The 12,273-nt window shown below is 62.6% G+C and carries 12 protein-coding genes; 4 read left to right on the top strand and 8 right to left on the bottom strand.

All coding sequences use genetic code 11. The features are described 5' to 3' along the window. Nucleotides 1-63: 63 nt before the first annotated feature. The 5 genes from M2394_RS04045 to M2394_RS04025 are packed head-to-tail and all read right to left on the bottom strand — an operon-like array spanning nucleotide 64 to nucleotide 5,441. Nucleotides 64-1,101 (bottom strand): AbrB family transcriptional regulator, encoded by a 1,038-nt coding sequence (locus tag M2394_RS04045; RefSeq protein WP_259171726.1) that lies wholly within the window; start codon nucleotides 1,099-1,101, stop codon nucleotides 64-66. Then, nucleotides 1,094-2,608, bottom strand: a complete 1,515-nt coding sequence (locus M2394_RS04040; RefSeq protein ID WP_178921036.1) for a tripartite tricarboxylate transporter permease — start codon at nucleotides 2,606-2,608, stop codon at nucleotides 1,094-1,096. The genes M2394_RS04045 and M2394_RS04040 overlap by 8 nt, the downstream gene beginning before the upstream one ends. 1 nt (nucleotide 2,609) lies before the next feature. Continuing rightward, entirely contained in the window at nucleotides 2,610-3,068 is a 459-nt protein-coding gene (locus M2394_RS04035; RefSeq protein ID WP_178921038.1) for a tripartite tricarboxylate transporter TctB family protein, read from the bottom strand. 60 nt (nucleotides 3,069-3,128) lie between these two features. Beyond that, the gene (locus M2394_RS04030) at nucleotides 3,129-4,112 is read right to left on the bottom strand and encodes a tripartite tricarboxylate transporter substrate binding protein (RefSeq protein WP_178921040.1); all 984 of its coding nucleotides are present in this window, start codon (nucleotides 4,110-4,112) and stop codon (nucleotides 3,129-3,131) included. Between the two features lie 36 nt (nucleotides 4,113-4,148). Beyond that, entirely contained in the window at nucleotides 4,149-5,441 is a 1,293-nt protein-coding gene (locus M2394_RS04025) for an OprD family porin (protein ID WP_178921042.1), read from the bottom strand. A gap of 235 nt (nucleotides 5,442-5,676) precedes the next feature. Between M2394_RS04025 and M2394_RS04020 the strand changes: the two genes are divergently transcribed. Together M2394_RS04020 and M2394_RS04015 are read left to right on the top strand one after the other, a co-directional pair. Next, on the top strand, nucleotides 5,677-6,348 hold the full coding sequence (locus tag M2394_RS04020; RefSeq protein WP_010212220.1) for a response regulator: 672 nt from the start codon (nucleotides 5,677-5,679) through the stop codon (nucleotides 6,346-6,348). Continuing rightward, nucleotides 6,341-7,726: a sensor histidine kinase gene (locus M2394_RS04015; protein WP_259171725.1), complete on the top strand. Its 1,386-nt coding sequence runs from the start codon at nucleotides 6,341-6,343 to the stop codon at nucleotides 7,724-7,726. The genes M2394_RS04020 and M2394_RS04015 overlap by 8 nt, the downstream gene beginning before the upstream one ends. Here M2394_RS04015 and M2394_RS04010 read toward each other — a convergent pair whose 3' ends face one another. Both M2394_RS04010 and M2394_RS04005 read right to left on the bottom strand, forming a co-directional pair. After that, complete coding sequence (locus M2394_RS04010; RefSeq protein WP_178921046.1) at nucleotides 7,727-8,548, bottom strand: HDOD domain-containing protein; 822 nt, start codon at nucleotides 8,546-8,548, stop codon at nucleotides 7,727-7,729. A gap of 36 nt (nucleotides 8,549-8,584) precedes the next feature. Then, nucleotides 8,585-9,526, bottom strand: a complete 942-nt coding sequence (locus M2394_RS04005) for a folate-binding protein YgfZ (protein WP_178921047.1) — start codon at nucleotides 9,524-9,526, stop codon at nucleotides 8,585-8,587. A gap of 140 nt (nucleotides 9,527-9,666) precedes the next feature. On the opposite strand from M2394_RS04005, the gene M2394_RS04000 reads away from it, so the two are divergent. Both M2394_RS04000 and M2394_RS03995 read left to right on the top strand, forming a co-directional pair. Continuing rightward, entirely contained in the window at nucleotides 9,667-9,921 is a 255-nt protein-coding gene (locus M2394_RS04000) for a succinate dehydrogenase assembly factor 2 (protein WP_176999181.1), read from the top strand. Then, nucleotides 9,905-10,351, top strand: coding sequence for a hypothetical protein (locus M2394_RS03995; RefSeq protein ID WP_259171724.1), 447 nt, complete (start codon nucleotides 9,905-9,907; stop codon nucleotides 10,349-10,351). Before M2394_RS04000 ends, M2394_RS03995 begins: the two co-directional genes overlap by 17 nt. Here M2394_RS03995 and nadB read toward each other — a convergent pair. Continuing rightward, on the bottom strand, nucleotides 10,320-11,936 hold the full coding sequence (nadB, locus tag M2394_RS03990; protein WP_259171723.1) for an L-aspartate oxidase: 1,617 nt from the start codon (nucleotides 11,934-11,936) through the stop codon (nucleotides 10,320-10,322). The genes M2394_RS03995 and nadB overlap by 32 nt on opposite strands. Nucleotides 11,937-12,273 lie beyond the last annotated feature (337 nt).

Here is a 12,273-nt window from a genome sequence, read left to right as displayed (position 1 = left end):
GTCATCCGTGATCGAATGTGGGAGCGAGCAAGCCCGCTCCCATATTTGAATTGTGTCGCGTGTTTAACGTTTTTCCGGCTGGCGATCCCAATGCCTGAATAAAGGCTCCGCCAGAAACAACACAAACAACAACCGCATCACCTGCATCGCCGTTACCAACGGCACCGACAGCTGCAGGGTTTCAGCCGTGAGGCTCATCTCGGCAATGCCGCCGGGCATCATGCCCAGGGTCAGCGAGCGTAAGTCCAGGTGGGTCATGGCGCTTAGACCTACTGCTGCCAAAGTGGCCAGCGCCATGGTCACCGCTGTGCCGATCAAGGTGCGCCCCATGAACGACGGCGCCCGGCGAAAGAACTGCCGGTTGAAGTGGCAACCCAGGCCGCTGCCGATCAACCATTGGCCGATCTGGCTGCCGCCATCAGGCAAGCCGATATGCAGATCCCACACAACGCTGGCAGTCGCACTCACCAGTAACGGCCCGAACAGCCACGGGTTTGGCTGACGCAAACGCTGCCAACCCCAGGCCACCAGTGCGCCCATCGGAAACAATGCGAACAGCCAAGGCCAACTGACCGGCGCCGGATGAAACTGCGGCGTACCGCCTTCGAGCAGGTACTTGAAGATCGCCGGTACACACAGCACCACCACCAACACCCGCAGGCTCTGCCCCGCCGCGACACGGCTGAGCACGGCACCATTGCGTGCGCCGAGGTTGACCATCTCACCGGAACCGCCCGGCATGCTGGAGAAAAACGCAGTGGCGCGGTCTTCACCGCTGCGGCGCATCAACCACACGCCGACAATGCTCGACAGGCTGGTGACCAGCGCGCCGAAGAAGATCAGCCCGAAGTGGCTCATCACCTGTTCGATGACCACCGGCGTGAAGTGCAGGCCGATGCCAATGCCCACCACCCATTGGCCGCATTTGCGCCCGCCGGGAATCTCCGCCAACTGCCACGGCGTGAGGCAACGCACCAGGATGATCGCCAGCAACGAGCCGACCATGTACGGCAAAGGCCAGCCGACAAGGCTGGCCAAGTAACCGCCGGCCAGGCCGACCAGCGGTGTTCCCCACCAGTGTTTAAAGGTGACCTCAGACATCGGCCAGGGCACGACGCTGCAGGGCACGCTTGCGGTAGATGCGCACCAGCGGGAAGGCCAGCATCAGCGCCGTCAGTACCCACACACCAAAGGTGATCGGGCTCGACCAGAGGATCTGCAGGTCACCGTTGGAGATCGACAGCGCACGGCGCAGGTTCTGCTCCATCAGGCCGCCGAGGATAAAGCCCAGCAGTACCGGCGACAGCGGGAAGTCGAGCTTGCGCAGGATGTAGCCGAAGATGCCGATGCCGACCATCAGGAACAGGTCGAAGGTGGTGGCGTGAACGGCGTACACACCAATCGCGGTGATGATGGCGATCACCGGTACCAGCGCCCAGTTCGGCACGGCGAGAATGCGCGTGAAGATGCGGATCATCGGGATGTTGAGGATCACCAGCATGATGTTGGCGATGAACAACGAGGCGATCAGGCCCCAGACGATGTCCGGTTGCTGTTGGAACAGCAGCGGGCCCGGGGTGATGTTGTACAGCGACAGGGCGCCGATCATCACCGCCGTGGTGCCCGAACCGGGTACGCCGAGGGTCAGCATCGGCACCAGGGCACCGCAGGCGGAGGCGCCGATGGCGGTTTCCGGGGCGGCCAGGCCACGCATGTCGCCCTGGCCGAATTTGCCGCTGGCACCGGCCATGCGTTTTTCGGTCATGTAGGCAACGGCCGAGGCCAGGGTGGCGCCGGCGCCGGGCAATACGCCCATGATGAAACCCAGCAGGCCGCAACGGATGTTCACCACGAAGACCGCACCCGCTTCCTTCAGGTTGAACATCATCCGTCCGGTGGCTTTTACGGCTTCCTGGCCACGGTGGGTTTTTTCCAGCAGCAACAGGATCTCGCTGATGGAGAACAGGCCCAGCACCAACACCACAAACTGGATGCCGTCGGTGAGGTGGATGTTGTCGCCGGTAAAGCGGTACACGCCGCTGTTGGCGTCGATGCCCACTGCCGAGAGGAACAGGCCGATCAGCGCCGCCACAAACGTCTTGAGTGGTTTGTCGCCGGCCATGCCGCCGAGGCAGACAATTGCGAACACCATCAGCACGAAATATTCCGCAGGGCCGAAGGCAATCGCCCATTTGGCCAGCAGCGGCGCAAACAGCACCATGCCGCAGGTGGCGATAAACGCACCGATGAACGAACTCCACGCCGACAACGACAGCGCCACGCCAGCCAGGCCTTTGCGGGCCATCGGGTAGCCGTCGAGGGTGGTCATCACGGTGGAGGCTTCGCCCGGGATGTTCAACAGGATCGAGCTGATACGGCCGCCGTACTCGCAGCCCAGGTACACGGCTGCCAGCAGGATCAACGCCGACTCAGGCGGCAGGCCCAAGGCGAAGGCGATGGGGATCAACAGTGCCACGCCATTGATCGGGCCCAAGCCCGGCAACAGGCCGACCACGGTGCCGATCAGGGTGCCGCACAGCGCAGTCACCAGGTTGTAGGGGGACAGTGCAACGCCGAAGCCCTGACCCAAATAGCTGAAAGTATCCATGTCAGTTCTCCAGAACGTCGAGCAGGCCGAGGGGCAGCGGTACATCCATGGCTTTGTCGAACAGCAGGTACAAGCCGATAGCCATCAACGTGACGATCACCACGCTCGGCAACCAGCGGCCACCGTACAAGCGCGCCATGGGGATGCCGATCAGCATGCTGCTGAGGATGAAACCCAGGGGTTCGAAGGTGCCGGCGAACACGACCAGCAACGCTACGCAGATGCCGATCTTGATCAGGGTCTCGCGGTCCAGCGCCGGTTCGTCTTCGGTGTGCTTGGTGGGCTGTGGGCGAAACAGCATGTAGATCAGGCCCAGGCTCATCAGCCCGAGCATCAGCAGCGGGTAGGCGCGTGGCCCCACCGGCTCGTAGGAAAACGCGGCCTGATACGGCCAGGCCATCAGCGCGAGACCGGCACAGACCAGCAGCATCACGCTGGCGAAAATGCGTTGTAAGAGCATGTGAAACTCCTGGGCCACGCACTCAGTCGAGGAGGGCATGGCCACATTAGAGAGGGGCGTTTACTGAATCAGGCCGAACTCTTTGGCCAGCACTTTGTAGTCAGCCACCTGTTTCTTCACGTAGGTGTCCAGCTCCGGCCCGGTCATGGCGAACGGGAACAGCTCACGCTGGTCACGCAGCTTGGCGAACTCGTCGGAAGCCAGCAGTTTGTCGAACGCGTCTTTCCACCAGGCGTAGTCGGCATCGCTGACTTTTGGCCCCAGGTAGAAGCCGCGCACCACGGGCCAGACGATGTCGTAGCCTTGCTCTTTGGCCGTCGGGATGTTCTTCATTTCCGGCTCGTCCAGGCGCTGTTCGGAGAACACCGCCAGCAGGCGCATGTCACCGCTGAGGATGTGCGGCATGGAGTCGGAGATGTCGGTGCTGCCGACCTGGATGTGACCACCGAGCAGGGCTGTGGCGATTTCACCGCCGCCTTCGAGGGCCACGTAGCGCAGCTCGCGTGGGTTGATCCCGGCGGCCTTGGCGATCAGGGCGGTTTGCATCCAGTCCTGGCTGCCGACGGTGCCGCCGGAGCCGATCACCACGCCGCCTGGATCTTTCTTCAGGGCTTTGACCAGGTCGTCGAGGGTCTTGTAGGGCGAATCGCTTTTCACGGCGATGGCACCGTAGCTGGTGCCGACGGCCGCCAGCCAACGCACGGCGCTTTCATCGAAGCGGCCGAACTTGCCCTGGGCCAGGTTCAGCAGCGAACCGCTGGACCACGCCACCAGGGTGCCGGCGTCCGCAGGGCGCTGTGCGACCACTGCGTTGTAGGCCACCGCGCCCACGCCGCCTGGCATGTAGGTCACGCGCATCGGCTTGCTCAGCAGCTTTTCGTTGACCAGCGCGCTTTGCGCCAGCTTGCAGGTCAGGTCAAAACCACCGCCTGGCGAGGCCGGGGCGATGCATTCCGGGCGCTTGGGCTCGTCGGCGGCCAACAGTTGGCCGGCGAACATCATGCAGCCGGCGGCGAGGGCCAATTTACGCAGTGAAAAGGTCATCTGTTTATCTCCGTCTTTGTTGTTATGAGTGGCTACTTACCAGAGGGCTACGCTGTAGCTGACCAGCAAGCGAACTTCATCCGCATCACGGGCCGAGTAGTTGGTGCGGTAGGTGGCATTGCGCAGGCGCACGGCCACATCCTTGAACGTGCCGCTCTGTACCACGTAGCGGATCTCACTGTTGCGCTCCCATTCCTTGCCGGTCTCGCCGTTCTTGAGCTTGATGTTGTCACCCGACAGGTAACGGCTCATGAAACTCAGGCCGGGAATGCCCAGCTTGGCGAAGTCGTAGTCGTAGCGCGCCTGCCAGGACCGCTCTTCGGCGCCGGCAAAGTCGTTGATCTGCACGAAGTTGACCAGGTACGGGTCGCTGCCATCCACATAGGGGAAGGCGCTGTCACCGAACATGCGCTGATAGCCGGCGCTGAGCTTATGGCCATTGAGGCCGTAGCTGAACAGGCTGCTGAAGGATTTGTTGTCGATCTTGCCGCCACGGGCGCTGCCGGTGTCATCACTGATGGCCAGGCGCAGGTCGGTGCCGAAGGTGCCGGGGCCCATCGGGCGCGCGGCGACCAGGCCGAGGAAGTGCTGGCGGTACACGTCGTCGAGCTGGGCGAAGTGGTAGCTGCCGGTGATCTTGTCGGCGAATTTGTAGTCGGCACCGCCGAAGTTGAAATGCTTGCCGGTGGCAGCGGTCAAGAAGCGGCTGTTCTTGTTGTTGAGGGCGATGTCCTCGTAGTTGGTGTCGTCGCGGTCCTTGGCTTTGTCCAGGCGGCCGGCGGTGAACACCAGGTTCTTGAATTCTTTGGAAGTCAGCAGGCCGCCGTTGAAGGTCTGCGGCAGGATGCGGCCATCGTTGGGCTTGAGGATTGGCAGTTCCGGGATCAGGGCGCCGATCTTCAATTCGGTGGCGGAGATCTTCACTTTGCCGGTCAGGCCCAGTTTGGAGTACTCATTGGCGGCGCGGCCGTCGTCGTGGGTTGGCAACAGGCCGGTGCCGGTGCGGTCGGGGCTGGAGTCGAGCTTGACCCCGAGCATGCCCAGCGCATCCACGCCAAAACCGACGGTGCCGTCGGTGTAGCCCGATTGCAGGTTGAGCATGAAGCCCTGGGCCCACTCGTCGCGCTTGGATTGCTGCGCGCTGGTGCCGTCGCGAAAGTCGCGGTTGAAGTACATGTTGCGGGTTTCAAGGGTGGCGCTGCTGTCTTCGAAGAAGGCAGCCTGGCTGAGCGGCGAAAAGCCGGCAAGGGCAGCGGCACTGGCGAGGGCGGTCTGGGTCAGGCGGGAAAAACGAACAGGCGAGAAGGCCTGGGGCTGTGTCGACAGCATCGTGGTGTACTCCGTTATTGTTCTTATTTTGGCGAAAACGCTTCGAGGCGTTTTTCGGGCGCTACGGATCAGGTAGCTGGGCGGGCAAGACCCACCGTTACCCGATGCTAAAGGGCGAAGCTTTCACTAACCTTTCAGTTGCCTTTCACTGTTTTCGGGCTTCACAGGGCAGGTAGCGCCTGTAAACTGCCCGGCAAAGCGTGGCGTCGACCATGCCCGAATGAGGTAAAAAACCATGCGTGTCCTCCTGGTTGAAGACCATTTGCAGCTCGCCGAAAGTGTTGCCCAAGCGCTCAAGAGCACGGGTTTGACCGTCGACGTGCTGCACGATGGGGTGGCCGCTGACCTGGCCTTGAGCAGCGAGGAATACGCGGCGGCGATCCTTGACGTGGGGCTGCCGCGCATGGACGGTTTTGAGGTGTTGGCACGCTTGCGCGCCCGTGGGAAAAACTTGCCTGTGTTGATGCTGACGGCTCGCAGTGATGTGAAGGACCGCGTGCACGGCTTGAACCTGGGCGCCGACGACTACCTCGCCAAGCCGTTTGAGCTGACGGAGTTGGAGGCGCGGGTCAAGGCGCTGCTGCGCCGCAGTGTGCTGGGGGGCGAGCGCCAGCAGGCATGCGGCGTGTTGGTCTACGACCTGGATACGAGGCGCTTCACCGTCGGCGGCGAGCTGATGACGTTGACCTCCCGCGAGCAGGCGGTGCTCGAAGCATTGATCGCCCGCCCGGGCCGAGTGATGAGCAAGGAGCAACTGGCCTCACAAGTGTTTGGCCTGGACGAAGAAGCCAGCCCGGATGCGATCGAGATCTACGTGCACCGCCTGCGCAAGAAACTCGATGGCCAACCCATCGCCATCGTGACGTTCCGCGGCCTCGGCTATTTGCTGGAAGCCCGCGATGCATAAGCCCAGCAGCCTGCGCTGGCGGCTGCTATGGAACCTGGCGCTGTTGCTGGTGCTGTTGATGCTGGCCAGTGGCATGAGTGCCTACTGGAATGGTCGCGAAGCGGCCGACACGGCCTACGACCGCACGTTGCTGGCCTCGGCGCGCACCATCGCAGCGGGTCTGACTCAGGTGGACGGCACCCTCAGCGCCAACGTGCCGTATGTGGCCCTGGATACGTTTGCCTACGACAGCGCCGGGCGTATCTATTACCAGGTCAATGACATCAATCAGAAGCTGATCTCGGGCTACGAGCACTTGCCCGGCCCACCGCCGGGTACGCCGCGCACCGATGACTACCCGGCACTGGCGCGCTTCTACGATGCGGTGTACCAGGGCCAGCCTGTGCGTGTGGTAAGCCTGCTCAAGGCCGTCTCCGAACCGAACATGAACGGCATGGCGGAAATCCGCGTGGCAGAAACCGATGAAGCACGTGTGGCCATGGCTCGCAGCCTGATGGCTGACACTTTGTTGCGCCTGGGCATGCTAGCCATTGGTGCTTTGCTGCTGGTGTGGTTCGCCGTGAGTGCAGCATTGCGCCCGCTGGAGCGCCTGCGAACGGCGGTGGAAGAACGTCAGCCCGACGACCTGCGCCCGTTGCCGCTGGTGGAAGTGCAGCATGAGTTTGGCCCGTTGGTGCGTTCCCTCAACCACTTCACCGAACGCCTGCGCGGGCAGTTTGAGCGCCAGGCGCAGTTTATTGCCGATGCGGCCCACGAGTTGCGCACGCCCTTGGCAGCGCTCAAGGCCCGGCTCGAACTGGGCCTGCGCGCCGAAGACCCGGCGACCTGGCGCAGCACCCTGGAAACCGCCGCCCAAGGCACCGATCGCCTGACGCACCTGGCCAATCAGTTGTTGTCCCTGGCCCGTATCGAGAACGGGGCCCGGGCCATTGCCGAAGGCGGCGCCCAACTGCTCGACCTCAGCCAATTGGCCCGTGAGCTGGGCATGGCCATGGCGCCTTTGGCCCACGCACGCGGTGTTGCGCTGGCCCTGGAGGCGGATGAACCCGTGTGGTTGCGCGGGGAGCCGACGCTGCTCAATGAACTGCTGAGCAACCTGGTGGACAACGCCCTGGCCCACACGCCACCGGGTGGCAATGTGATTTTGCGGGTGACGGCGCCGGCGGTGCTGGAAGTGGAAGATGATGGCCCAGGCATCCCGCTGGACGAGCGGGATCGGGTGTTCGAGCGATTCTACCGCCGCAGTCAGCAGGGCATGGGCTCGGGGTTGGGCCTGGCAATCGTGGGTGAAATCTGCCGGGCGCACCTGGCACAGATCAGCCTGCACGATGGCGAGCAGGCGGGGCTGAAAGTGCGGGTGAGTTTTATCGCGGGTTGATCAATAGAACATCGAACGGGCTTCGTCCAACTCGACGCGCAAGGCGTCGCTGTAAGGATCGACCCGCAGTTTCTTGATCGCCGGCAGGGTAGAGACCGGCACGCTGGCCAATGGGTGATCGGTGCCGCGATGGCAATAAAGCACGGCGACTTGTACCAGGTCGATGTAGTCCAGGCTGGCCGAATCGCGCGCCAGGTCGAGGTATTGGCCGGGCAGTCGGGCGAGCATCTCCGGGAAATCCCAGCCGCTCAGCAGCTTATCGCCCAACAACGGGTGAATGCTCTCGATGACGTGGTTGAGACTGACCGGGTCCGAAAGCAGCTCGTAGTGGTCTTCGGCGTACGTCAGGATCGGCAGTACACCGATCTGATGCACCAGGCCACCGAGGGCCGCCTGGTCTGGCTTGAGTTGGCTGTGGCTACGACATAGGGCATAACTCACGCCCGCCACTTCCAGGCTGCGGCGCCACACTTCGCGCATTTTTTGTTCGACCACGTCGGAGCGGGCGTGGAAGATCTGCTCCATCACCAGGCCAATCGCCAGGTTGCTGCTGTAGTTGGTGCCTAGCCGGGTGATGGCGGTGTGCAGGTCGGTGACTTCCTGCGTTGCGCGCAACAAGGGGCTGTTGACCACCTTGATCAGGCGCGCCGACAGGGCGGTGTCGCGACCGATCACTTTGCTCAAGTGGCTGATGCTGATTTCCGGGTCTTCTGCGGCCTGGCGAATGTTCAGGGCCACTTCCGGCAATGTCGGCAGAACCAGGTCATCGTTGTCGATGGCCCTCACTAAAGCCTGTTGGACTTTTTCCGCCAGCTTGTTCATTCATGATCTCTAGGGTGTTGCAAAAAGGTACGGCGATTAACGCTGGATCTCTCGGTCACGGTCGAGCGTGTAAGGCAGGTCGAGCAGGTGCAGGCCGGGGCCTTCCAGTGTGCCTAAGTGCACATCGCCACTATCGGCAGCTTCGGCTTGCAGCACAGCAAGAAGTTCAATCGTCTGGTCAGCTTTTGCTGCCAGCACCACTTCGCCGATCGAGCTGGCATGGCTGGGGGAAAACAGCGGGGTGCCTGGCTCGGGCATTTGCGGCGCATCGAGGCTCAAGTGATACAGGCGACGCTTGAGTTTGCCCAGGTATTGCATGCGCGCGACGATTTCCTGGCCGGTGTAGCAGCCTTTCTTGAAGCTGACGCCGCCTACGGCTTGCAGGTTGAGCATCTGCGGGATGAACAGCTCGCGGGTTTGCGGCATGACCTGGCCGATGCCGGCACGCACTTGGCCGAGCAGCCAGTCATTCAAGTCGGCTTCGTTCAAGTGGGCGGCCAATTGGCCGCGCACGGCATCGGCCTGTTCGGCTGGCACCCAGAGCTCCGCGCGGCCGGGGGAGACGCGGATGGCGATCAGGGCATCGGTGCGTACGACGCTGTCGGTGTCAGCCGGCAGCTCAAGGCCGAGGCTCGCCAGGGCTTGATCGGCATCCGCCAGGCCAAAGCGTGCCCAGGCGGCGCTTTCGTCGGTGAGCTTGGATTTGGAGAACACGGCGTATTTCTTCAGGTCGGCCAGTTGCGGTTCGAGCAGCTCGGTGGCCATGGCCAGGAGCACGCCATCACCTTGCAACAGGATGCGAAAGCTCGACTGCATGCGCCCTTTTTGCGTGCAGCGCGCGCCGAGGCTGGCCTGGGTGTCGCTCAGGTAATTGAGGTTGCAGGTCAGTTGCCCTTGCAGGAACTTGGCAGCGTCGGCGCCGCGGACGGCGAGAACGCCTTCGTGGGACAGGGGGCAGAAGAAAGCAGAGTCAGCCATGGGTCATCGCAGGTCAAAAAGTCATGGGTGCATCATAGAGGGGCGCCCGGCAAATGGATAGTTTCCGTATGGGGCGACCAAAGCCGACTGTTCCGGTGCCGTCGGGCCTGTATACTTGCCGCCTATTTGAGGAGCGCTCCATGGTCGAAGATGTAGAAATCAATCGTCTCTTCTGGCACAGCCGTCGTGGCATGCTGGAGCTGGACGTGTTGCTGGTGCCTTTCACCAAAGAGGTCTACGCGACCCTCAACCAGGTCGATCGCGACCTCTACGTCCGCTTGCTGACCTGCGAAGATCAGGACATGTTCGGCTGGTTCATGGAGCGTTCCGAATCCGAAGACCCTGAGCTGCAGCGCATGGTTCGGATGATCCTGGATCGTGTCCAGCCCAAGTAATCGATTCGAATGCCGCTGGCAGGCCTCACGGCTATTGCTGGCGGCGTATCTTTTTGCCCAGCTGTTCGCGCTGGGCGCCTGTTTTCTTGTTGATTTACCCTATTCGAGCTTCGGCCTGCTCTTGTGCTTGGCGCATGCCGCCTGGGTTTTACCGCGACACATCCTGCTGACTCACCGTTCGTCGGTTTGTGGCCTGCGTCGCGACGAGGACGGTTGGCAGTTGTTCAGTGCCGAGCGTGGTTGGCACGGCGTGCAACTGCGCCCCGACAGCCTGGCGTTGCCGTTGATCGTGGTGCTGCGCTATCGGGTGCCGGGGCGGTGGTGGGTGCGCTCGATCTGTGTGCCGAGGGATTCGCAGGTCGCCGATGTACATCGGCGCCTGCGGGTGCGCCTGAAGTTCAGCCGCCGTAGGTGGTTGGCACCAGGATAGTGTCCCGGGCTTCGGGCAGCATCTGCGGGTAGTCGAGGGTGTAATGCAGGCCCCGGCTTTCCTTGCGCTCCATGGCCGAGCGGATCATCAACTCCGCCACCTGGGCCAGGTTGCGCAGTTCGATCAGGTCGCGGCTGACTTTATAGTTGCTGTAGAACTCGTCAATTTCGTCGAGCAGCAAGCGCACCCGATGCTGTGCGCGTTGCAGGCGTTTGTTGGTGCGCACGATCCCTACGTAGTCCCACATAAAACGCCGCAGCTCGTCCCAGTTGTGGGCGATGATCACGTCTTCGTCCGAATCGGTCACCTGGCTGGCGTCCCAACGGGGCAGGGCGGCGGGCACCGCAGTGCGTGGCAATTGTTCGAGGATGTCGGCCGCCGCTGAGCGGGCGTAGACGAAGCATTCGAGCAAGGAATTGCTGGCCATGCGGTTGGCGCCGTGCAGGCCGGTGAAGCTGGTTTCGCCAATCGCATACAAGCCCGGCACGTCGGTGCGACCGTGCTGGTCGACCATCACGCCGCCGCAGGTGTAGTGCGCGGCCGGCACCACGGGGATCGGGCCTTTGGTGATGTCGATATTGAAGGCGAGGCAGCGCTCATAGACGGTGGGGAAGTGGGTCTTGATGAAGGCTTCGGGCTTGTGGCTGATGTCCAGGTAGACGCAGTCGACGCCCAGGCGCTTCATCTCGTGGTCGATGGCGCGGGCGACGATATCCCGTGGCGCCAGCTCGGCGCGGGGGTCGAAGCGCTGCATGAAGCGCTCGCCGTTGGGCAGCTTGAGGTGGGCGCCTTCACCGCGCAGGGCTTCGGTGATCAGGAAACTCTTGGCTTGCGGGTGATACAGGCAGGTGGGGTGGAACTGGTTGAATTCCAGGTTGGCCACCCGGCAGCCCGAGCGCCAGGCCATGGCAATGCCATCGCCGCAGGCGCCGTCGGGGTTGCTGGTATAGAGGTAGACCTTGGCTGCGCCGCCCGAGGCAAGAATAGTGAAGCGTGCACCATAGGTGTCGACTTCGCCGCTGGCACGGTTGAGCACGTAGGCGCCGAGGCAGCGTTCGCCTTCCAGGCCCAGGCGTTTTTCGGTGATCAGGTCGACGGCGACACGCTGTTCCAGCAGTTCGATGTTGGGGCGCCGGCGGGCCTGATCGAGCAGAGTCTTGAAGATGGCAGCGCCGGTAGCGTCGGCCGCGTGGATGATGCGGCGATGGCTGTGGCCGCCTTCGCGGGTCAGGTGGAACTCGAAGCCGCCATCGTCACTGCTGGCGTGTTCGTCGCGGGTAAAAGGCACGCCCTGGTCAATCAGCCATTGGATGGCTTCGCGGCTATGCTCGACGGTGAAGCGCACGGCCTCTTCGTTGCACAGGCCGCCGCCGGCGTTGAGGGTGTCTTCGACGTGGGATTGCACGGTGTCGGTGTCATCGAGCACGGCGGCGACACCACCCTGGGCCCAGAATGTCGAGCCGTTGGCCAGGTCGCCTTTGCTCAGTACCGCAATCCGCAGGTGGCTGGGGAGGGTCAGTGCAAGGCTCAAACCGGCCGCGCCGCTACCAATCACCAGGACATCGTGTTGAAACTGTTGGCTCATTTGAAGGATTCCGCAAAAAGCGATCCGGAAGGGGGCGCAAACAGGACGCCTGGATCGGCGAATCAAAGGGTCACACGGGCTACTAGTATATAGAGGGGGGGAGCGGCACAATAGCCGGGCATTCGTGGCAATGTGAGATTGCGGTGCACGGCTTGGGTCAGATCGGCCAGTTATTGAAACGGAACTTTTTGCATAGGCCCGAACTCAATAGCAGGTTGCCCGAAAGCTGGGAAAACGTTGAGTTTATTGGCCCGTCGGGAGCATTGGACGCGTCAGAAAACCGGCGACAAGATTATTCGCGCAGCCGGCGATGCCCGTGCTGCGTTTTTCGTGTGTG

Origin of the sequence: Pseudomonas sp. BIGb0164, from assembly GCF_024810135.1 — a bacterium.
GTDB lineage: Bacteria > Pseudomonadota > Gammaproteobacteria > Pseudomonadales > Pseudomonadaceae > Aquipseudomonas.
The sequence above is the reverse complement of the archived record's forward strand: the minus strand, read 5'-3'. Positions and strand labels throughout refer to the sequence as shown.